Consider the following 21,592-nt stretch of genomic DNA (forward strand, 5'->3'; position numbering starts at 1 on the left):
TCAATTGTTATAAAAGTTTTCCTGAGAAAATCAAGAAACCGAACGCCACGAAGTGAAAGGTGATAATAATAGAAACAACAGACATCCACTTGTGCTGCGGCCAAAATTTATGCTTTTTGTTTTTCCGTTCAAACCAATCAAACAGAACAAACAGTAAAGCATGATATAAGCCGTATACGACATAATGTAGCTGTAAGCCGTGCCAAATGCCCATAAGAAAGAAATTTAAGAAAAACCCAATATTGGATACAACATAGCGATCTTTAATAATTTTCTTCTTGGTCATAAAGAACACAAAACGCATATAGACATAATCACGGAACCAGAATGATAGACTCATATGCCAGCGATTCCAAAAGTCTTTAATATTCCGGCTCACAAATGGTTTATTAAAGTTTTCGGGTGTTTTAATCCCCATTAAATAGCTTACACCGATGGCAAATGCGCTATATCCAGCAAAGTCAAAAAACAAGTACAAGCTGTAGCCGTACATATAAGTAATTTGTGGAATAAGACTGTCGCCTTTTACTAAATCCGTTAGTAAAATGTATTGATTAATTAAGTAACCAATAATGAATTTATACAAAAAACCTTGAAAAATTCTGTTGATTCCCGTATACAAAAATTCGCGATACTCCTCTTTAGACGGTGTATGCGCAATATCTTTTTGGAAACGGCGATATCGATCAATCGGACCAGATGTAATGGTCGGGAAGAACAATAAAAAGCGTAGGAAGTCATACAAGGATAATTCTTTGATTTGCCCATCTCGAATTTCCATAATCATTTGTACAGCTTTGAATGTTAAATAGGAAATTCCTAAAAATCCAATGGCGCTAATGTCCGATAAAAATGGAATTACTTTCACAAGCACGAGCGGCAAAATTGATAGAATAACAGCGCCATAAAATCTGCCCGTTGTATTATTTTGCTTACGAAGTTGCAAATACCCCTTCACAAGACAAGTTTGCCATACGGTAAATGTAATAAGAGAAAAAGCCTGCACTGGCTTACCGCCAAAAATAATCGCCAATATCACAATCGTTACAATAGAGTTATATGTTCGTAAAGAATGACCGCGCAGTCCCGCGATGATAGATGGCGCTAAAAGCAACGCCACAATAACAAAGAAGTAAAAGGTTGCGTAAGGTGTCATGACGTAACCTCACTCATCAGCTTCTTGCGATCGGCTTTTCCATTCGGTGTCATAGGAATAGATGACTGATACACAAACTTTCTTGGAATCATGTAATTTGGAAGCAAAGAAGCTACCTCTTTTTTGATGGCGGAAGTAAGTTGAAACTCTTTTGCAAATGTATGATCTTCCGGTACAATGACTGCCAACAAGTGGTCGTATTTTCCATCTTTTTGAATTGGTAAAACCACAACCGACTTCACATAGATACTGCTGCGCAGGTGATGTTCGATTTCCTCAAGTTCCATGCGGTAACCGTGTAGTTTAATTTGGAAATCCAAACGACCATTGTAAAATAATAAGCCATCCATCATATAACCAGCGTCGCCTGTTTTGTATGCACGTTCCCCATTGATGACAGTAAAGGCTTTTTCTGTTAACTCAGGACTACCAAGGTAGCCAGTGCTGACACTTGGTCCCACAATCACAATTTCCCCTTTTTCACCTTCAGCTGCAATAGTACCATCTTCTTTTAGAATGAGAATGCGGCAATCTGATTTACAGCGACCCACAGGCAATGATTGATACTGGTCGAGAATTTCTTTTGTCACTTCAATTTCTGTTACGGCAACAGTGGCTTCTGTTGGTCCGTATGTGTTCATAATGCGTGCGTTTGGAAAGCGCTCGGATAACTGGCGCGCCACATTATTTGACAAAACCTCTCCGCAGAACAAAAATGTTCTTAAAGAAGGAAGCATTTGTGCGTTAAAGCCAGGCTCCATTAGACACATTTCTGCAAAGGAAGGCGTTGATGTCCATACTTCCGTTCCTGATGCCGCCAACGAAGCGAACAATTCTTTTGGTTTGGCGATCATATCTTTATCGATTGCCCAAATCGTACCTCCTGTTACTAATGAAGGGTATAAATCCATAACAGATAAGTCAAATGAGAATGGTGCTTGGTTTAAAAACATCTTCCCAGTACCAAGATCAAAATCAGATGTCATCCAATCCGTGAAGCTTGTTAGGCAGCTATGTGTAATTTGTACGCCTTTTGGGTTTCCTGTGCTTCCTGACGTATAAATAATATAGAAGTTTTTATCATTTTCTTGTCTCATAGGTGCGGGCTTATCTGTCATAAACAAAGCTTTTAAAGAATCTCCTGCTTTCACAGTAAGCGGTACGTCTGGTGCATCAGAAACCGCAAGCATGAGCTTTGCACCAGAGTTTTGCGCAATGCGAAGAACACGTTCTGTCGGAATGGATGTATCAACTGGAATATATGCATGACCGGCTTTGACGCATGCTAGAAAGGATACAATCATTTCAGGCTGCATATGGCCATATACCATAATAGGCGCATCATCACTGTACTGTTCTGCAATCCAATGTGCAAGCGAATCAGAGTAGGCTTGAAGCTCTCCATATGTTAATGTGCGATCGCGCCATATAAACGCGGGTGTATCAGGTTGTGTGAAAGCCCACTGATTAATTTTTTCTAGTAAACTCATATTTTATCCCACCTAAAACTCGTTATAAATAAAGGTACTTGTATTTGTGTCGGTAAATCCGTACAACCAAAGAAGTCCAAGCAGAATTCCAAGGTAATACAGTGTTTTACAAAACCATTGTACAGTAGGTCTATTCCATAGTGCTTTTACTGCCTTCATATGTTCCTCCTATTTTGTTCGTTTGTACATAAAGTACAAAAATCCCATCATTTGGATAAGGGGAGAAGTGTTCTTTTCTGATAGTAGCATTAATAGAAAAAAAAGAAAATCCTTTCTGTAACATTTTTGATGTTGACATTTACAATAACAATAGAAAGGAAAAAGGAAAGAAATCCAGAAACAGTATAGTACATGTATGAATAAAAGTATATGGATGATGAAAATTTTACAATTTCAACACAATTCAAAAGGAGTTGATAACAATGGAACAATCTATTCATTCAGAACGGCTAATTAAGTGGCGCCGTTTTATGCACGCCAATCCAGAACTATCCTTTCAAGAAGTAAACACATCGCAATTTGTTTACGACACCCTATGTTCATTTGATGGACTAGAGGTTTCCAGACCTACCCCATACAGTGTGATGGCGGTACTTAAAGGCGCAAAGCCTGGAAAAACAATCGGACTTCGGGCTGATATGGATGCCCTTCCTATTCAGGAAGAAAACGAAACATCTTATAAATCAAGCGTGCCGGGTGTTATGCATGCATGTGGACATGATGGTCATACAGCTATTTTGTTAGAAACCGCCTGTGTTCTATCGCAACATAAAGATGAGGTCGCGGGAGAAGTTCGTTTTTTCTTTCAACATGCTGAGGAGCAATTTCCGGGTGGGGGAGAAGAAATGGTGGAAGCAGGTGTGATGGAAGGGGTAGATGCGGTAATTGGTCTTCATCTTATGTCTGGACTACCTACTGGTAAAGTTGGAATTGCATATGGACCGATGATGGCAGCACCTGATGTATTTGAAATTGTAATTCAAGGAAAGGGTGGACATGCGGCGCATCCGCAAGAGACAGTTGATCCTATCGTGATAGGCGCACAAATCATTTCCAATTTACAACACATTGTTTCTAGAAATACGGATGCCTTTAAGCAGCGTGTAGTATCGGTGACGCAGTTCAATGCAGGAACAGCTGATAACATCATACCGGATACCGCTTTTTTATTGGGGACGGTGCGTTGTTTTGATGATGACTTGCGCAAAGATGCAGAGCAACGTATTGAACAGATGATACAAGGAATTACGGATGCCCACGGAGCAACCTATACATATGATTACCGCTACGGCTATAGACCAGTGATTAACGAAGAAACCATCACAAAAGTAGTAGAACAAAGCGCCCTAGAGTTGTTTGGAAAAGAGGATGTGACATATGTATCTCCTTCAATGGGCGGAGAGGATTTTTCCGCGTTTTTACAAAAAGCAAAGGGATGCTTCTTTAAACTTGGTTCAGGTAATCCAGAAAAGGGCACAAATTACCCACATCATCACCCGCGTTTTGATATTGATGAAGATGCGCTCCCACTTGGTGTCCAAATGTTTCTGCGCGTTGTAAAAAATCTGAATTCGTAAAAGAAGACTCTGGTTACCAGAGTCTTTTTCGCATAGAAACATAAAAAGGACGGCTACAAGAGTAGCCGCCAAAACCGGACTGGAGAGGGTTGAAAAAACTATGTCCACTAGTAATGATATGCTTGGCTACTAGAAAAGCTTGTACATTTGCCTTATATTCGAAAAATAGGCGCACTGAAGTTCATTGTAAATAGGAAATAAGCAGGACAATAAAAATAATTCCAAACACAACAGTTCCCATTAATAATGGAGATAGATGAGGAGGCTCTTCCTTTCTAACATCCTGTCGATAACCAGGTGAAATTTCAGCTGCATACTCTTCTTGATGAGACTGATCAGTGTGATCCATTTGGTTTTCTCCTTTTTTCACTTAGCATTGGCTAATCAAATAATCTTTATACATTTCAAGGAGAAAATACCTTATCTTAATTTCTTTATGAAAAAATATAGGAGAAAAGAAGGGAAAAGATTATTTTTCAGAGAATTAAGAATAATAAAAATACTTTCGGGAGAGGCGATGTGTAAAGAGAATACATGAAGTGGACGATACGAGGTGAACTTTCCTGTTATAAATGAGAAAGCTGTATAACGAAGTGTGATGATTTAGAAACCAACACGTATATATCAGTATTAGGGACTATATAAAACAAATCGAGATGATCAAATGTACTCGGTTCGGATGTCAGTACAAGCAAGGGGAGATGAAAATATGGATATGGAAGAAAAAATCAAAAGGCTAGAAAAGAGAATTGCCCACTTGGAATCATCCCAGTTGTACCAATATAGAAGATCTAATACGAAAAAAACAACTTTAGTTACAGTGTATATCGTAATCAGTTTGTTTTTGCTGTACAGTGTCATTGGTATCTTATCTAATCATAACATAAATTTCGGTACGTTTTTTCCTGAATCTCATCATTACCAGCAACCAATAGAGTAAATAAAAGCATTGTCCAAAGTAGGACAATGCTTTTATCAAGTCGTTAATAAGTCAGGCATTGTGCAAGTACCCAACCGATAGACAGAGATAGTAACAGTATCATAATACCAACAGCTTTGTTATCAGCCTCAATGGCATCTTTAATACTAAAGCGAATTGTAACGAGTTCTGCTAAGTAAAAAAAGATGATTTGCGCTACAATGCCGATGGTACCCCATAGCAACATATCTGTAATGGAAACAGAGTTAGCAATGGCTGAACCTAGAACAAACGCCAAACCAAGGAGTTTACCTCCAAGTGACATTGCAGCTGCTTGATTCCCTTTACCAATAAGTTTAAATTCTTTTGTTGATGTGGTAATTTCAAACATTAGTAAACCAACAAATAACATTGCAATGCCAATACCTGCATAAGAGAGAAAATTTAAAATTAGTTCCATAGTATGTAAGAACTCCTTTCTTGATTTACTACTATCATAGCATAGTAGATGGAAGAAAAAGAATATTTTTCATAATTTCAGTATATGCCCCTTCATATGTAAATATATGAAGGCTGTTCATAAAAGAAATGCCCCTTTAGAGGGAGTGGATAAGTGCATATACCAATGATTAGAGTGCAACTAAATAAATAATTATGAATTCGGGAGTGTCTATTGATGAAAAAAACATTGTTGGTGGTGGCTACATCTGTAGCTTTGTTATTTCCAGCTGGAGGCGTATCTGCAAGTGAAGCGACGATTAGAGGTGCGCATGATATAAAAGTAACGGTATTTGACGGAGCAAACGGGAATTGGTTAACCACAAAAAATCCAGTTCAATATGAAGTCGCAGCAGGAAACGGTAATGTTGGATTAGTGCCATATAATTGGGGCAATAAGGAAGCCGGAACAGGCTGGTATCACATGTACAAGCCTGCAGCAGTAACAGGAACACAAGTAAATGGTGCATTTGATGATGCCCGTTTTGTACTTCGCATTCCGGACCATTGGAATGGTAAGCTTGTTGTGGCAGGGATACCAGGTACAAGAAATGAAACCTCTACCGATCTGCTGTTTAGTGACTTTGTCTTGGAAAAAGGCTATGCATTTGCCGCAATTGATAAAGGAACGACAGGTGATACAGACCCGACAGATCCGCTGGCCAAAGCTAAAAATGCGCTTGTTAGTGAGGATGATAGTATCGTAGAGTGGAACGAGCGCTTTCGCCAGGTGACAAAAGCAGCACAAAATTATTTAGTGAACCATTATGAAGAAAAACTCATTTCACCAAGCGATAAAAATCCGGCAGCCAAACTGGTAAGACCATTCCATCGTGTTCCAACATATGCTCTGGGAATTTCTAATGGCGGTTATGTTGTGCGGTATGCCCTGGAGCATGATAAACCAAACATTACGAAAGAATTTCCTTTGTTTGATGGTGGTTTGGACTGGGAAGGTGTGATGTGGCGTGCTAAGGACCCGAATCTTATTACGTCATTAACACAAACTGTAAACAATGCTGAAAAAGCAATTTACGGGGTAGGAGAAGAGAAAGAACGAGCAATTCAAAATATGTATGCGGCTGGTGTACCAAGAGGAAGTGAAAAACTTTGGGCATATCACGACCAAGTGTATTGGTTTTTAACACTTAACACATATCGAGACGAACTTGATCCAACAGCGCCGGGACATATTGACTGGCGAAACTATATTAGTTTCATCAATGGTGTACGTGATCGCAGCTATGACTACATTTTCCAAAATTATGACTTTATGAGTCGATTAAATCTTGTGGAAAAAGATGTGAAGCGTATTGAAAATACAGGGAACATCAATGTGCCCCTCATTAGCATTACTGGTTCATGGGATGCACTCATATATCCGTCTGTTCATGCCGAGGGATATCGTGACCTTGTGAAACGGGCTGGTAAAGAGCATCTTCACCGCCTGTATACTATTGAAAAAGGAAACCACGTTGACAGCTTAGTATGGAGTGCTGTGGACGGAACAAAGGAAATGCAGCCATTATTGCCATATGTATACCAATCGTTTGATCTTCTTGTAGATTGGGTTGAAAATAAGAAAAAAGCACCGGATAGCCAGACGATTACAGCACCTGCAGGTAGCACAAATATCATTGATTTAAAAACAGGCGCAGAAGTGGCGCCGCGCTAAACAGTAAGACCGAACACGAACATGTTCGGTCTTTTTTGATTAGCAACATGTTAGATATTATCCAGTTTCAGTGACTAGATTCTTAAATCAAGGCTCTTTTCTAAAAGATTGTTGTTTTTAGATAGGTTTCTTCGTTTCAGGTTGGTTGGAGCGGAAATCAACCACTCGTCACTATTTGTTATATAGTAACAAAGTTTGCGAAAACAGCCTAAATCAAAGAGCCTTTCATTCATGAAGAGAAGTGTCTTCACTTTTCTTATCCTGCAGCATGCAGTAATAAAAAGCAGACATACCTTGACATATGATTACGCTTTCATTTATAATATGAATGTAGTTAAGTTAACCGTTTAACCGGAGGTTTTATGAAGAAGAAAATTACAATTCGAGATGTTGCGAAGCATGCTGGCGTTTCCGTAGCCAGTGTTTCATATGTCGTGAATGGTATCCAAAAGGTATCTGAGGAAACAAAGGAGCGTGTACAGCAGGCCATTGCAGAACTTGGATATCAGCCCAATTTCGCTGCCGTCAGTTTATCAAAAAACAGGTCGTATATGATTGGTGTGGTTATGCCGCTTATTGAAGATACACTCGCACCCATTTTTAAAGAGAATTCATATTATAGTGAATTTATTAGCGGTATTGAATATATCGCTCGTAAAAATGGGTATGACTTTTTAATTACTGGTGTAAATAAAGCGGAAGAGTGTAAAAGTTGGATTGCTAAACGCAATCTCGATGGCATTATCTTTCTTGGTATGTTTCCTGAGCATTTACATGAAGAAATGAAAACGTTATCTATTCCTATTCTACTTATCGATGCGTATGAGGAATACGCTGATCATTTTCATACCATTCGTATCGCTGACGAAGAGGGCGGATTTTTAGCGGGACAGCACTTGTTGCAAAAAGGGCATACCAAAATTGCCTATGTAGCCCATAGTAAAAATAGCCCTGTTGATGCAAGACGTTATATTGGTTACCAACGTGCACTGTATCGTGGAAACGTAAAAGAAGCCCTGCATTTAACGGCAAAATACAGTACTTTTAAAGAAGGATATAAATTGGGGGAAAAGCTTAGTTCTTCCGATGTCACGGCTGTATTTGCTTCTTCTGACCTGGTGGCGCTCGGAATTATGAAAGCGCTACAAGATAGGGGGAAGAAAGTGCCGACAGACATTGCGGTTGTGGGGTTTGATGATTTGACGGTAAGCAGTTATACATCACCTGAGCTCTCAACCGTTCGGCAGGATGTATTTCATAAAGGGGCGCTATCAGCTCAAACATTAATTGATGTCATCACAGATCGCCCGCAAGAGACAAAGCATATTGAATTGCCGGTTGAACTCGTTGTTAGAGAATCATCAAATACATAGAAAGCAAGGTGTTTATATGCGTGTAACAGTATGGAATGAAAATCGACATGAACAAAAAAATCCGCTTGTAGCAGAAATATATCCACAAGGAATTCATACAACTATTGCGTCATTCTTACAAGAAGAGGGTATGCAAGTAGGGACAGCAACACTTGATGAGCCAGAACACGGCTTGACAGATGAGGTACTTGCAGCTACAGACGTACTCGTATGGTGGGGACATATCGCGCACGAAGAGGTGTCTGATGAGATTGTAAAAAAAGTCCAACAACGCGTACTAGATGGTATGGGATTGATTGTTCTTCACTCTGGTCACTTCTCAAAAATCTTTAAAGCATTAATGGGAACAAGTTGTGATTTGAAATGGCGCGAAGCTGGTGAAAAAGAGCGTCTGTGGGTGCTTGACCCTTCTCATCCAATTGCTGATGGAATTGATGAATACATTGAGCTTGAACAGGAAGAGATGTACGGTGAACATTTTGATATTCCGGCGCCTGACGAGCTTGTATTTATGAGCTGGTTCCAAGGCGGCGAGGTGTTCCGCAGCGGCTGTACGTATAAGCGCGGCAACGGGAAAATCTTTTACTTCCGTCCTGGTCACGAAACATATCCGACATATCACAACAAAGAGATTCAGCGCGTCATTACAAATGGTGTCAAATGGGCGGCGCCAACAGAACGTAATCGACCTGTTTACGGCAACGCAAAACCGCTTGAACAGCTGTAAAAACATATAAGGGGGAATTTATTATGAAATTAAAAGTCGGAGTTATTGGATGCGGTAGCATCGCACAGCATCGTCATTTACCGGAATACGCGGCAAATGAGCAAGTAGAGTTAGTAGCAGTATGTGACATTGTATCAGAGCGAGCTGAAGAAATTGCGGCGAAGTATGGTGCACAAGCGTACACAAATTATGAAGATCTGTTTGTACACGTAGATGCAGTGAGCGTTTGTACACCAAATTACTTACATGCACCAATCACCATTGCGGCACTGCGTGCAGGGATACATGTATTATGTGAAAAGCCAATGGCAACATCGAAGGAAGAGGCACAGGCCATGATTGCTGCGGCAAAAGAGAGCGGGAAAAAGCTTATGATTGCGCACAATCAACGTTTTGTCGCTTCTCATGAAAAAGCGCGTCAGCTGATTCAAAACGGAGAAGTCGGTAAAATTTATAGCTTCCGCACAGCATTTGGTCATCCGGGGCCTGAGGGATGGAGCGTAGATGGTAAAGAGAGCTGGTTCTTCCAAAAGGAAAAAGCGTTTATCGGTGCAATGGGAGACCTTGGTGTTCATAAAACAGATTTACTTCGTTATGTAATCGGTGAAGAATTTACAGAAGTGGGTGCTTTTGTAGAAACGACTGCAAAAGAATTTGCTGATGTTGATGACACTGCAGTATGTGTATTAAAAACGGAGAGTGGCATCATTGGTACCCTTGCGGCAAGCTGGTCATACCGCCGCGAAGATAACTCTACTATTATTTATGGTGAAAAAGCACTGCTTCGCATAGAAGATGACAGTACGTATGGCTTGATTGTACAGTATGCGACGGGTGAAACGGTCAAATATGAGCTTGGCAAAATTCAAACAAATGAGTCTGGTGGACAGCGAAACTCTCTTGTTATTGAAAAGTTTGTTGGCGCGATTCTCAACGATGAAGAGCCGGCTATTTCTGGCGAAGAGGGTATGAAATCGTTAGCAGTTATTCTAGCTGCATTGGAGTCAAATGAAACAAAACAAATTGTGAAGGTGACAGTATGATTCGAGTTGGTATCATCGGGGTAGGTGGTATTGCCAAAGGGCGCCACATCCCAGCTTTTTTACAGCTGTCTGACTTGTGTCAAGTGACGGCGCTGAGCGATGTGAATAGGGTGCAAGCAAAAGAAGCGGCAGCACAATTTAACATTCCACACGTATTTGAAAATTACCAGGATATGTTTACGGAAGTTGATGCAGTATGTATTTGTACGCCGAATAAATTTCACGCGGAAATTTCCATTGCTGCGCTGGAAGCTGGTGTGCATGTATTATGTGAAAAGCCGATGGCATTGTCTGCGGCAGAGTGTGAAGCGATGCTTGCTGCCTCTAAAAAAAGCGGTAAAGTACTTGCCATTGCATATCATTACCGCTTCATGAGAGAATTGCAGGCTGCGAAAAAGCTTATGCAAGAAGGAGAAATCGGTACACCGCTTGTGGCGCGGGTACAAGCGCTTCGCTACCGCAAAGTACCCGGCTGGGGCGTGTTTACTAACAAAGCATTGCAGGGCGGAGGTAGCTTAATTGATTATGGCTGTCATCTTTTGGACAGTGCTATTTGGTTAATGGGTAATCCAAAGCATGTGACGGTAAATGGCCGCACTTATAATGTGCTCAGCAAAACGCCGGGACAGGTGAATCAATGGGGTTCATTCAATCATGAAACGTTTGATGTAGATGATCACGTAACAGCGTACATTACATTTGAAAATGGCGCCTCGTTATTGCTCGAGACCTCATGGGCGGCGAATATTAAGCAAGATACGGAGCACATCAGTATTTCAGGCACGGCGGGCGGTCTCAACGTATTTCCGTTTGAATGGTACGGTGCTAAGCACGGTATGCTGTTTAACAGCGAAGCGGCGTGGATTCCAGGAGAAGAAGATCCAAGCATACCGCAGGCGGCTAACTTTTTAGCAGCTTGTATGGGAAAAGCAGAGCTTGTTGTAAAACCGGAAGAAGCATTACAGGTTTCGCAAATCATTGATGCCATTTATGAAAGTGCAGGAGAATTGTAAAGGGGGAGAATCATTTGAAATTGGGAGTATTCACGGTATTATTTGCCGATAAATCATTTACAGACATGCTGGATACGGTACAAGCAGCAGGGTTACAGGCGGTTGAAATCGGCACGGGCTGCTATCCGGGCAGTGCACATTGCGACCTTGATGGATTGCTTGCAAGTGAAGAGGCGCGCAAAGCATACATGCATGAAATTGACAAACGTGGTTTAACTATCAGTGCGTTCAGCTGTCACGGTAATCCGATTTCACCAGACAAAGACTTTGCCCAAGCATCGCATGAAACGCTACTAAAAACCATTGAGTTAGCTTCTTTGCTACAAGTACCGGTGGTCAACTGCTTCTCAGGAACAGCAGGCGACCATGAGGGCGCGAAGCATCCGAATTGGCCGGTAACAGCTTGGCCGAACGAATACAATGATGTACTTCGCTGGCAGTGGGAAGAAAAACTAATACCGTATTGGAAAGAAGTAGGTGCATTTGCGAAGAAGAGTAACGTAAAAATTGGTTTAGAACTGCACGGCGGCTTTTTAGTGCATACACCTTATACACTTCTTAAGCTTCGTGAAGCAACATGCGACGCAATTGGTGCTAACCTTGACCCAAGTCACTTATGGTGGCAAGGCATTGATCCAGTAGCAGCCATTAAAATTTTGGCAAAAGAAGGTGCCATTCATCATTTCCATGCAAAGGACACCTATATTGATCAGGACAATGTCAACATGTATGGTTTAACAGATATGCAGCCGTACGGCAGTGTGCAAACACGCGCATGGACATTCCGTTCTGTCGGTTGCGGTCATAGTCTACAAGAATGGTCCGATATGATGAGCATGCTGCGCACATACGGCTATGACTATGTTGTGAGCATTGAACATGAAGATCCAATTATGTCCATTGAAGAGGGCTTTAAGCGAGCGGTAACCAATCTTTCTGCGGTTTTAATTAAAGAACAACCTTCTCAAATGTGGTGGGTGTAAAAGAAGGCACAGATGTGTCTTCTTTTTTATATACAATTGATGCCTTTTCTAAGAACAAAATAAGAGGGGGAATTAATGGGAAAGCAAAATAAGCCCTTATAATACAACATTAGTAGTTATAAAACTACATATTTTTCTGATAATTTATATTGACCTGTTCACTATAAAGAACTAAAATAATTATAGTACATGAATATATTATGGTTATTAAAATCAGTTTTGTTTACAACCATAACAAAACCGACCGGAAACATACACGGAGACGCTGGTGGTTTGTACATACAAAAATAATAAACGGAGGAAACCATGGAGAAAGAAATTAACTTAAAAAGTCTGTTTACTGTCATCAAGAGAAGAATAATGGTTGTTGCCGTGTTTGTTCTATTAGCTGGGCTGGTCGGTACTATATATACATTCTACCTAAAAACGCCATTGTATGCTTCTTCAGCACGAATTTTAATTCAAGCAACACCGGAAGCAATGAACACATTACGTGTAATTATTAAAGAGCCGGTCGTAATGCAACGTGTTGCACAAGAGCTTAACTTACCACAATCACCAGGTGCGTTAAGCGGGCAAATTAGCACGGAAAATTTACAAGGATCCCAGATCGTTATCATTACCGCAGTTGATGCGAATCCCGAAAGAGCAGTGGATATCGTGAATGCTACAGCTGCAATTTACAAAGAAGAAGTTGCCCGTATCATGAACTTTAGCGGCGTACAAATTCTTGCTGAGGCTGAGATGTCTCCGTATCCAATGCCTATTAATCAAAATCATGTCTCTACTATCATTACAGCTCTCTTAGTGGGATGTATACTTAGCGTTGGTTTAGTATTCCTGCTAGATTCCTTTGATGACACGATTAAATCTGAGCGAGATATTGAGAAGTTGTTGGGAGTACCGGTATTGGGAAGTGTGTCTAAAAACACTCGTCAAAACACATCTGATAAACATAGTAAAAAGCGCCTGGAAGCACTGAGGGGGGAATCCATTGGCTCATAATAAACAGCTTGTGTCATATACATCGCCGAACTCCAAGATTTCTGAACAGTATCGTTTAATTCGAACGAACTTGCAGTTTTCGGCAGAGCAAGAAAAAACAATTATTATTACATCACCCAGCTACGGAGAAGGAAAAACAACGGTAGCAGCCAACATTGCTGTATCTATGGCACAACAAGGAGAAAATGTGTTGCTGGTTGATGCAGATTTAAGAAAACCGGAACTGCATGCAATCTTTGAAGTAGACAATAACACGGGATTAACTAGTATTTTGGCAGGGAAAGTAGCGTATGAAGTAACGCTACAAGAAACTGAAATTGCAGGACTTCATATATTACCCGCAGGTCCGTATATTCATAATCCAGCGGAGCATCTGGGTATGTCTGCAATGAAACAATTAATTGATATTATACGTAAACAATATGACTTTATTATATTTGATACACCACCAGTTTTAGAAGTAACGGATACAAATGTATTAGCTAATCAATGTGATGGTGTAGTCCTTGTCCTGAAAAGTAACAATACAGATGCGGAAGCTGCAAAAGAAGCACAGCGAATCTTAGGGTTTGCAAATAGCAAATTATTGGGTGCTGTATTAAATCATAAGTAATACATAAGAGTGGACGACGCCCTTATGTTCTTATTTAAGAACATAAGGGCGTAAACAGAAATGTAATTTACATTCATAGCACCACTTCAAGATTGCAGTTTTAAATCACAAGACAGGAAGTAAATACTTTTGTACATAAGGTAATGTCTCCTCACCTTTATCACTGGGGGCACTCGGTCATGCTGTGGGTTTTTACCTTAGACGTTCATCGTCGAGAGTGTGGCGTGAGGAAGGGTTCGATGCCCTGTATTTTATAAAGTTTTTGCCTGAAACACCTTGAGACAGGGTGCTGCAGGCAAAAACTTTATCAAATTTAGGAAGGAGTTCTTTATGACGTACAAACAAAGAATGACCGCGCTGATTACCATGGATTCGGCAATCGTTATGGGGACTATTTTTTTCGGTCATTTTCTTGTAAGCGCAAGTTTGCAAGTCATTACGATGCCCATTGTAATTAGTGCCATTACATTGCTGATGAGTCATCATGTATATGCACTCAGATACAAGCTGTATAAAAAAGCATGGGAATATGCCAGTGTTGGTGAGCTATTAGGTATTTTTAAAGCTGTTACTTTGTCTATTTTAACGACAGCCGTTATGCAACGAGTTTTTATACATGAAACACATTTTCGCCTGCTCATTATTACTTGGATGATACACATTATGCTTATCGGCGGGTCTCGCTTTATATGGCGTATGTACCGAGATACTTACATGAATCAGGGAACGAGCGCAAAGCGTACGTTAATTATCGGTGCCGGTGCGGCTGGGACGATGATTGCAAGACAACTCCATCAAAAAGATGCCACACTTTATCCTGTAGCATTTATTGATGATAATCCAAAAAAACATGGACTGGACATTTTAGGTGTACCGGTCGTGGGAGGGGTCGGTTCTATTGCTATGGCAGTAGAACATTTTGATATTGAGCACATTGTAATTGCTATCCCTTCTCTTCAAAAAAGAGAATTGAATGTCATCTTCAAAGAATGCTGCAAAACAAATGCGAAAACACAAATCCTTCCGATGCTAGAAGATCTTGTAACAGGTAAAGTGTCCGTGAATGAATTTCGTGATGTGCAAGTAGAGGATCTATTAGGTCGTGATCCAATTGAACTTGATATGCAAAGCATATCTGCATCAGTTACAGGAAAAACAGTTTTGGTAACGGGTGCAGGAGGATCCATTGGCTCTGAAATATGTAGGCAAATTTCAGCGTTTATGCCGAAGCAACTTGTTTTGCTTGGACACGGTGAAAATAGTATTTACTCTATTGAAATGGAATTAAAGGAACGGTACAAAAACAGTGATATCGTGTTCATCACAGAAATTGCAGACATTCAAGATGATAAGAAGATGATAGATGTCATGAGTAAACACCAACCGCATGTTGTGTATCATGCAGCTGCACATAAGCATGTACCATTGATGGAACGAAACCCCGAGGAAGCTATTAAAAATAATGTAATTGGAACAACAAATGTTGCTAAAGCGGCGAGTTGGTGCGGTGTAGAAACGTTCGTTATGATTTCAAGCGATAAAGCAGTCAATCCCACTAGCGTTATGGGGGCGACGAAACGGTTGGCGGAAATGATAATTCAGCATCTTGATAAAACAAGCTCCACTAGGTTTGTTGCTGTTCGATTTGGAAATGTGCTTGGAAGTCGTGGAAGTGTTATTCCACTATTTAAAAAGCAAATTCAAAATGGTGGCCCCATTACTGTTACCCATCCTGACATGGAACGCTATTTTATGACCATCCCTGAAGCATCAAGGCTTGTAATTCAAGCTGGAGCGTTGGCAAAGGGTGGAGAAATCTTTGTGTTGGACATGGGCGAGCCTGTAAAAATTGTAGATTTAGCAAAAAATCTAATTAAATTATCGGGCCATTCTCTAGAAGATATTGAGATTCAATATAGTGGGATGAGACCTGGAGAAAAATTGTATGAAGAGCTTTTACAAACCGATGAGGTGCACGAGCAACAAATTCATCCAAAAATTTATATAGGAAAAACGTCAAATCTTTATATTGATGAAATTCATCGCATTGTTCATTCCTATCATACGTTGTCTCAAGAGCAAATTCGTGAACAAGTACTTTTACTAGCAAATAAACGCGAGCAGAAAATGTCTGTTACGGGATAAAAATCAGAAAGACCTAATATATAAACAGGGTGATAAAAATGCCAAATAAAATACTATTTTGTGCGACTGTAGATTTTCACTTTAAAGCATTTCATTTGCCGTATATGAGATGGTTTCAAGAGCGCGGTTGGGAAGTACATGTCGCTGCAGCAGGAGACATGGAGTTACCATATACGGACAAGCGGTATTATCTATCAATTCACCGTTCACCATTTCATTTGGCAAACATAAAAGCATATCGTGAAATACATCAAGTGATACATACAAACGAATTTCAAATCATTCATGCACATACACCAATGGGCGGTATGTTGGCGAGGTTAGCGGCAAGACACACGCGTAAATTTGGAACTAATGTGTTGTATACAGCACACGGCTTTCACTTTTGTAAAGGGGCGCCTTTTTGGCATTGGCTATTATATTATCCGATTGAAAAGATACTCTCTCACTATACGGATTGTTTAATTACCATTAATCAGGAAGATTATGTTTTAGCACAACGCTTACATGCTTCCAAAGTGGTACATGTACATGGCGTAGGCGTTGATACAACAAGGTTTCAACCAGCTGATTCTGTAAGGAAACTTGCTTTGCGTGAAAAACTTGGCTATCAAGAGAGAGACTTTCTATTATTTTATGCGGCTGAATTCAATCGTAATAAAAATCAACAACTCCTTATACAAGTACTGGCGCATATAAAAAACGATGTGCCGCATATACGTCTGTTACTAGCGGGTATCGGACCACTGCAGGAACAATGTCGACAACTAGCGAGGAAACTAGGGGTAGAGGAAAATGTAGACTTCCTTGGCTATCGTAACGACTTGGATCAAGTGCTACCAGCTTGCGATATTGCAGTTGCGTCCAGCATTCGAGAAGGGTTACCCGTCAATATCATGGAAGCGATGGCATGCGGATTGCCTGTAGTGGCAACTGCGAATCGGGGGCATTTGGAGCTTGTTCATGATGGAGTGAATGGATATATTGTAAGTGAAGAAAATGTAAGGAAATTCGCAACAAATATTTATAAGCTTAGTCAATCTACAGAGCTAGTAAATGAAATGGGGAAACAAAATCAGCAAATCATCATGAAATATGCTATTTCATCCGTCAAGCACGAACTATGTGATATTTACGATCAGTTTAATACGGAGGGAAGAAATGGAACCGAAAGTAAGTATTATCGTGCCTATTTATAATATGGAGAAATTCTTGAGTAGATGCATGGACAGTCTCTTAAATCAGACATTACAAGATATTGAAATTATTGCAGTAAATGACGGATCAGTTGATGGAAGTTTGTCACTTTTACAACACTATGCTGCACTTGATACACGTATAAAAGTGATAGATAAAGAGAATGGTGGTGTTTCTTCAGCTAGAAACACTGGACTACAAGTAGCACGAGCACCGTACATTGGATTTGTTGATCCCGATGATTGGGTAGACGATACTATGTACGAAACATTATATCGTGAAGCGATTACACACCATGCTGATATTGTGATGTGCACATATGTACGTGAATTCGAAACACATTCGAAAGTCAAAGATTTTCGGTTACCTTCTCCTGTGATTTACCAAGGGAATGAAGTAAAACAGCATGTTGTGAGGAGATTGATTGGACCTATACATCAAGAAATAGGACAACCTGACATGATAGATGCCTGGGGAACTATTTGGAATAAGTTGTATCGAGCAAACTGCATTAAGAGCGGAAGGGTTTTATTTACTGATTTGGAAATTATAGGAACTAATGAAGACACGTTATTCAACTTACAAGTAAGTTGTAATGCCGAAACATTTGTTTTCATTAATACTCCGTTTTATCATTATTGGAAAGGAAATGAGACATCTGTCACAAGTGGCTACAAGCCAAAGTTGATTGAGCGTTGGTTTGTACTGTTTGATAAGATGGAAGATATTTTAAAATCTCATAACATGGAAGAAAAGTATTATCAAGCATTAGACAATCGTATTAGTTTAAATGTTTTAGGATTGGGGTTAAATACAATAAGTAAAACAAATAAGGCCACAGCCTTAAAGAAACTATTAGAAGTTAGGGCCATCTTACGAAATTCGCGTATTCAGCGTTCGTTTAAACAATTGGATACAAGCTATCTTCCTATCATTTGGAAGTTTTTTTATGGATGCGCGAAATACAGACTCTCCGTAGTCTTTTACACCATGTTAATTACGATTGAATGGCTCAGAATAAGAGTACGATAGGAGTGAGACAATTGAAGCCAATTCGAATTCTCCAAGTGGTAACCGTGATGAACCGCGGTGGATTGGAGACGATGCTAATGAATTACTATCGAAAAGTAGATCGTAGAAAAATTCAATTTGATTTTATGGTTCATCGTTCGGAAGAGGGGCATTACGATAGAGAAATTACAAGTCTTGGCGGAAGAATTTATCGTATGCCTGCTATCAAACCTGGTAATTATCGTAAATATTTTCGAATGTTAGCTGAATTTTTTAAAGAGCATACCGAGTATGAAATTGTACATGCTCATAACAATGAGAATAGTAGTTTTGTGTTACGAGCAGCAAAGCGTGCCGGTGTTAAGTGTCGTATTGCTCATAGTCATTTGAGTGATCTTGGGTTTGATATCAAGCTTCCGTTTCGTTTATATGCAAGAATGGTAATGAAAGGCGCACCAAATCAATATTTCGCCTGTTCAGAACGTGCCGGTACATGGTTGTTTGGGAAACATGTGTCCCATATTCAAGTACTAAATAATGCCGTTGATGTAGCACAATTTAGTTATAATCCATTAAAAAGAGAAGAGATTCGCTCAGAATTACAAGCAGAAGAAAAGTTTGTAATTGGCCATGTGGGAAGATTCAATCGACAGAAGAATCATGAATTTTTAATTGATATTTTTGCTGCTATACATAAAAAAAATGAAAATGTGTTACTTGTGTTGATTGGAGACGGAGAGTTACGCCCCTCTATACAGGAGAAGGTACGGAATTTGGGTCTAGAAGAACATGTCAGGTTTTTAGGTGTACGAGAAGATATTGCAAATCTTTTACAAGGGTTTGATTTATTTCTGTTTCCTTCACTATTTGAGGGATTACCGGTTGTTTTAGTGGAAGCACAGGCAGCGGGATTGCCTTGCGTGGTTTCAAATAATATTACAACAGAAAGTAATGTAACCGGGATTGTACAATTCAAAAGTTTAAAAGAGAGTGCTGATAAATGGGCGCAACATATTTTATCGATGCCTGTACATCGTTTTGAGACGGCTCGTACTTTGAAAGAGACAGGATATGATACAACGACCATGTCTCAATGGCTCTCAGACTATTATGTAAGTCATTACAGTTCACGTTAAACTTACATGGAGGAATGAATATATGAAGCCAACATTAACTGTTTTTACACCTGCATTTAATCGAGCTTATACATTACACCTATGCTACGAAAGTTTGAAGCGTCAGACAAGTAAGGATTTTATATGGCTAATTATAGATGATGGTTCTACGGACAATACAAAGGGTGTAGTACAAAAGTGGATAGATGAAAATCATATTCCTATTGTATATCATTACCAGGAAAATCAAGGCATGCATGGTGCACATAATACAGCTTATCAACTAATAGATACAGAGTTAAATGTCTGTATAGACTCCGATGACTACATGCCAGATGATGCGGTTGAAAAAATTGTTTATTTTTGGGAAAGTAATAAGAGTGACAGGTACGCAGGAATTGTAGGTTTAGATGCAACGCCTGATGGAAGAATTATAGGTACAAAATTACCCGATCAAATAAAGGCTTTTACTTTATCGGGACTATATAGCATTCATGGAGTTAAGGGCGACAAAAAACTCGTCTACAGGTCGGATATTACAAAGCAAATACCACCGTATCCCGTATTTGAAAACGAAAAATACTGTCCGCTTAGTTACAAATATATTTTAATTGACCAGCAATATACTTTATTACTGATGAATGAAGTACTGTGTCATGTAGAATATTTAGAAGATGGATCTAGCATGAATATTATTAATCAATATAAAAAGAATCCGCGTGGCTTTTCCTTTTTTCGAAAAGTGGCTATGCAGTATGCACCGACCTGGAAAGATAGATTACGAGAATGTGCGCACTATGTCTCTAGTAGTTTAATTAGTAAAAATTATCGCTTTTTATTAGAATCGCCTTGTAAAGTATGTACAGTACTAGCAACACCTATTGGTTTATTATTATACATATATATTCAAAATACAAGTCGAAAAACGGTTATGAAAAAGGCGTAATAAAGTAAGAAGGGAGGTTTTTATATTGACAATGCTTTGGTTAAATTTAATAGTTGTGTTCGTGTTTGCCTCCCTAGCCAGATACTTTTCTGCACCAGCACTTGTAGGTCACAATGTTGTTAAACCAAACATTCTACTTTCATTATTTGCCTTGTCTTCATTAGTATTGGTGTCCGGTTTACGAAATAACATTGGTGATACTTTTTTTTATATGCATACATATGAACATACAGAGTTTACATGGGAACATATCATAGCAAATAAAGATATGGGGTTTGGTTTGTTGCAAATGTTGTTGCAACAGATATCTAAAGATCCACAAATTCTTCTTTTTACCACAGCTCTAATTACAAATGTTTTAATTGTTATGACATTTTATAAATACTCTAGAATGCTGGAGCTTAGTCTATATGTGTATATTACTAGTGGATTGTTTACAGTTTCTATGAACGGTATACGACAGTTTTTGGCAGCAGCTATTATTTTTGCTGCAACAAAGTACCTCTTGAGTGGTAATTGGAAGAAATACATTTTAGTAATACTGTTTGCTTCTACAATTCATCAGAGTGCACTAGTTTTAATACCCATTTACTTTATTGTTCGTACGAAAGCATGGACTAAGATGACATTTCTTTTGTTATCGGTCGCTTTGCTAATCGTAATAGGATTTAATCAATTTTCAGGTTTGTTTTTCTCCTTAATAGGAGATACACAATATGGAGAATACGGCAACTTTAATGAAGGTGGCGCTAACATTGTTAGGGTGATGGTAGATGCAGTCCCATTACTGATTGTTTTCTTAGGGAGAGAAAAGTTAAGAGAATTATTTCCTAAAAGTGATTATATTGTAAATATGGCTCTTATAGGTTTTATGTTCATGGTTGTCGCAACGCAAAATTGGATTTTCGCTCGATTTACGATTTATTTTGGTTTGTACCAATTAATTTTAGTATCATGGGTTATTAAACTATTTACAGTAAATAACCAAAGGTTAGTTTACTACTGCATCCTATTGTTTTATTTCCTGTATCACTTTTTTGAGCAAGTGATTTCATTGCGAATTGTATATGAGAGTAATTTTTTCTCGTTATAATAAAGTATATATT

The 21,592-nt window shown here is 39.3% G+C and carries 20 protein-coding genes; 15 read left to right on the top strand and 5 right to left on the bottom strand.

The features are described 5' to 3' along the window. Positions 1–7 precede the first annotated feature (7 nt). Genes dltB through MUG87_RS00580 form a run of 3 tightly spaced genes read right to left on the bottom strand, consistent with a single transcriptional unit; the run spans position 8 to position 2,805 of the window. Positions 8–1,156, bottom strand: a complete 1,149-nt coding sequence (dltB, locus tag MUG87_RS00570) for a D-alanyl-lipoteichoic acid biosynthesis protein DltB (RefSeq protein ID WP_247084559.1) — start codon at positions 1,154–1,156, stop codon at positions 8–10. Next, positions 1,153–2,646 (bottom strand): D-alanine--poly(phosphoribitol) ligase subunit DltA, encoded by a 1,494-nt coding sequence (dltA, locus tag MUG87_RS00575; RefSeq protein ID WP_247084562.1) that lies wholly within the window; start codon positions 2,644–2,646, stop codon positions 1,153–1,155. The genes dltB and dltA overlap by 4 nt, the downstream gene beginning before the upstream one ends. A gap of 12 nt (positions 2,647–2,658) precedes the next feature. Next, positions 2,659–2,805 carry a teichoic acid D-Ala incorporation-associated protein DltX gene (locus MUG87_RS00580; protein ID WP_247084563.1) on the bottom strand — a complete coding sequence of 49 codons (147 nt, stop codon included), beginning with the start codon at positions 2,803–2,805 and terminating at the stop codon, positions 2,659–2,661. A gap of 263 nt (positions 2,806–3,068) precedes the next feature. Here MUG87_RS00580 and MUG87_RS00585 point away from each other — a divergent pair, with 263 nt between their 5' ends. Then, a complete protein-coding gene (locus MUG87_RS00585; RefSeq protein ID WP_247084565.1) occupies positions 3,069–4,223 on the top strand; it encodes a M20 family metallopeptidase in 1,155 nt (384 codons plus the stop codon). Positions 4,224–4,404: 181 nt separating this feature from the next. Here MUG87_RS00585 and MUG87_RS00590 read toward each other — a convergent pair whose 3' ends face one another. Both MUG87_RS00590 and MUG87_RS00595 read right to left on the bottom strand, forming a co-directional pair. Then, a complete protein-coding gene (locus tag MUG87_RS00590; RefSeq protein ID WP_247084567.1) occupies positions 4,405–4,572 on the bottom strand; it encodes a 2-isopropylmalate synthase in 168 nt (55 codons plus the stop codon). Between the two features lie 634 nt (positions 4,573–5,206). Next, entirely contained in the window at positions 5,207–5,593 is a 387-nt protein-coding gene (locus tag MUG87_RS00595) for a DUF350 domain-containing protein (protein ID WP_247087830.1), read from the bottom strand. A gap of 225 nt (positions 5,594–5,818) precedes the next feature. Here MUG87_RS00595 and MUG87_RS00600 point away from each other — a divergent pair, with 225 nt between their 5' ends. The 14 genes from MUG87_RS00600 to MUG87_RS00665 all read left to right on the top strand — a co-directional run bounded on the left by MUG87_RS00600 (position 5,819) and on the right by MUG87_RS00665 (position 21,579). Beyond that, complete coding sequence (locus tag MUG87_RS00600; protein WP_247084569.1) at positions 5,819–7,315, top strand: alpha/beta hydrolase; 1,497 nt, start codon at positions 5,819–5,821, stop codon at positions 7,313–7,315. 362 nt (positions 7,316–7,677) lie between these two features. After that, a complete protein-coding gene (locus MUG87_RS00605) occupies positions 7,678–8,688 on the top strand; it encodes a LacI family DNA-binding transcriptional regulator (protein ID WP_247084571.1) in 1,011 nt (336 codons plus the stop codon). Between the two features lie 16 nt (positions 8,689–8,704). Then, the gene (locus MUG87_RS00610; RefSeq protein WP_247084573.1) at positions 8,705–9,415 is read left to right on the top strand and encodes a ThuA domain-containing protein; all 711 of its coding nucleotides are present in this window, start codon (positions 8,705–8,707) and stop codon (positions 9,413–9,415) included. 20 nt (positions 9,416–9,435) lie between these two features. Continuing rightward, positions 9,436–10,458 carry a Gfo/Idh/MocA family protein gene (locus MUG87_RS00615; RefSeq protein WP_247087832.1) on the top strand — a complete coding sequence of 341 codons (1,023 nt, stop codon included), beginning with the start codon at positions 9,436–9,438 and terminating at the stop codon, positions 10,456–10,458. Beyond that, a complete protein-coding gene (locus MUG87_RS00620) occupies positions 10,455–11,471 on the top strand; it encodes a Gfo/Idh/MocA family protein (RefSeq protein ID WP_247084575.1) in 1,017 nt (338 codons plus the stop codon). The genes MUG87_RS00615 and MUG87_RS00620 overlap by 4 nt, the downstream gene beginning before the upstream one ends. Before the next feature lie 14 nt (positions 11,472–11,485). Continuing rightward, a complete protein-coding gene (locus MUG87_RS00625; protein ID WP_247084577.1) occupies positions 11,486–12,454 on the top strand; it encodes a sugar phosphate isomerase/epimerase family protein in 969 nt (322 codons plus the stop codon). Between the two features lie 306 nt (positions 12,455–12,760). Further along, positions 12,761–13,459 (top strand): YveK family protein, encoded by a 699-nt coding sequence (locus tag MUG87_RS00630; RefSeq protein ID WP_247084579.1) that lies wholly within the window; start codon positions 12,761–12,763, stop codon positions 13,457–13,459. Further along, on the top strand, positions 13,449–14,072 hold the full coding sequence (locus MUG87_RS00635) for a CpsD/CapB family tyrosine-protein kinase (protein WP_247084581.1): 624 nt from the start codon (positions 13,449–13,451) through the stop codon (positions 14,070–14,072). Before MUG87_RS00630 ends, MUG87_RS00635 begins: the two co-directional genes overlap by 11 nt. A gap of 330 nt (positions 14,073–14,402) precedes the next feature. Further along, entirely contained in the window at positions 14,403–16,217 is a 1,815-nt protein-coding gene (locus tag MUG87_RS00640) for a polysaccharide biosynthesis protein (protein ID WP_247084583.1), read from the top strand. Positions 16,218–16,255: 38 nt separating this feature from the next. Then, positions 16,256–17,416 carry a glycosyltransferase family 4 protein gene (locus tag MUG87_RS00645; RefSeq protein ID WP_247084586.1) on the top strand — a complete coding sequence of 387 codons (1,161 nt, stop codon included), beginning with the start codon at positions 16,256–16,258 and terminating at the stop codon, positions 17,414–17,416. A gap of 13 nt (positions 17,417–17,429) precedes the next feature. Continuing rightward, entirely contained in the window at positions 17,430–18,446 is a 1,017-nt protein-coding gene (locus tag MUG87_RS00650) for a glycosyltransferase (protein WP_247084588.1), read from the top strand. Between the two features lie 11 nt (positions 18,447–18,457). Beyond that, positions 18,458–19,561, top strand: a complete 1,104-nt coding sequence (locus MUG87_RS00655) for a glycosyltransferase family 1 protein (protein ID WP_124562907.1) — start codon at positions 18,458–18,460, stop codon at positions 19,559–19,561. 22 nt (positions 19,562–19,583) lie between these two features. Further along, the gene (locus MUG87_RS00660) at positions 19,584–20,486 is read left to right on the top strand and encodes a glycosyltransferase family 2 protein (RefSeq protein WP_247084590.1); all 903 of its coding nucleotides are present in this window, start codon (positions 19,584–19,586) and stop codon (positions 20,484–20,486) included. Between the two features lie 25 nt (positions 20,487–20,511). Then, positions 20,512–21,579 carry an EpsG family protein gene (locus MUG87_RS00665; RefSeq protein WP_247084592.1) on the top strand — a complete coding sequence of 356 codons (1,068 nt, stop codon included), beginning with the start codon at positions 20,512–20,514 and terminating at the stop codon, positions 21,577–21,579. Positions 21,580–21,592 lie beyond the last annotated feature (13 nt).

It is taken from the genome of Ectobacillus sp. JY-23, assembly GCF_023022965.1.
Taxonomy (GTDB): domain Bacteria; phylum Bacillota; class Bacilli; order Bacillales; family Bacillaceae_G; genus Ectobacillus.

What these genes read in the sequence shown, in the direction of transcription:
- dltB (WP_247084559.1), bottom strand. Translation starts at nt 1,156, where the DNA reads ATGACACCTTACGCAACCTTTTACTTCTTTGTTATTGTGGCGTTGCTT.
- dltA (WP_247084562.1), bottom strand. Translation starts at nt 2,646, where the DNA reads ATGAGTTTACTAGAAAAAATTAATCAGTGGGCTTTCACACAACCTGAT.
- MUG87_RS00580 (WP_247084563.1), bottom strand. Translation starts at nt 2,805, where the DNA reads ATGAAGGCAGTAAAAGCACTATGGAATAGACCTACTGTACAATGGTTT.
- MUG87_RS00585 (WP_247084565.1), top strand. Translation starts at nt 3,069, where the DNA reads ATGGAACAATCTATTCATTCAGAACGGCTAATTAAGTGGCGCCGTTTT.
- MUG87_RS00590 (WP_247084567.1), bottom strand. Translation starts at nt 4,572, where the DNA reads ATGGATCACACTGATCAGTCTCATCAAGAAGAGTATGCAGCTGAAATT.
- MUG87_RS00600 (WP_247084569.1), top strand. Translation starts at nt 5,819, where the DNA reads ATGAAAAAAACATTGTTGGTGGTGGCTACATCTGTAGCTTTGTTATTT.
- MUG87_RS00605 (WP_247084571.1), top strand. Translation starts at nt 7,678, where the DNA reads ATGAAGAAGAAAATTACAATTCGAGATGTTGCGAAGCATGCTGGCGTT.
- MUG87_RS00610 (WP_247084573.1), top strand. Translation starts at nt 8,705, where the DNA reads ATGCGTGTAACAGTATGGAATGAAAATCGACATGAACAAAAAAATCCG.
- MUG87_RS00620 (WP_247084575.1), top strand. Translation starts at nt 10,455, where the DNA reads ATGATTCGAGTTGGTATCATCGGGGTAGGTGGTATTGCCAAAGGGCGC.
- MUG87_RS00630 (WP_247084579.1), top strand. Translation starts at nt 12,761, where the DNA reads ATGGAGAAAGAAATTAACTTAAAAAGTCTGTTTACTGTCATCAAGAGA.
- MUG87_RS00640 (WP_247084583.1), top strand. Translation starts at nt 14,403, where the DNA reads ATGACGTACAAACAAAGAATGACCGCGCTGATTACCATGGATTCGGCA.
- MUG87_RS00645 (WP_247084586.1), top strand. Translation starts at nt 16,256, where the DNA reads ATGCCAAATAAAATACTATTTTGTGCGACTGTAGATTTTCACTTTAAA.
- MUG87_RS00660 (WP_247084590.1), top strand. Translation starts at nt 19,584, where the DNA reads ATGAAGCCAACATTAACTGTTTTTACACCTGCATTTAATCGAGCTTAT.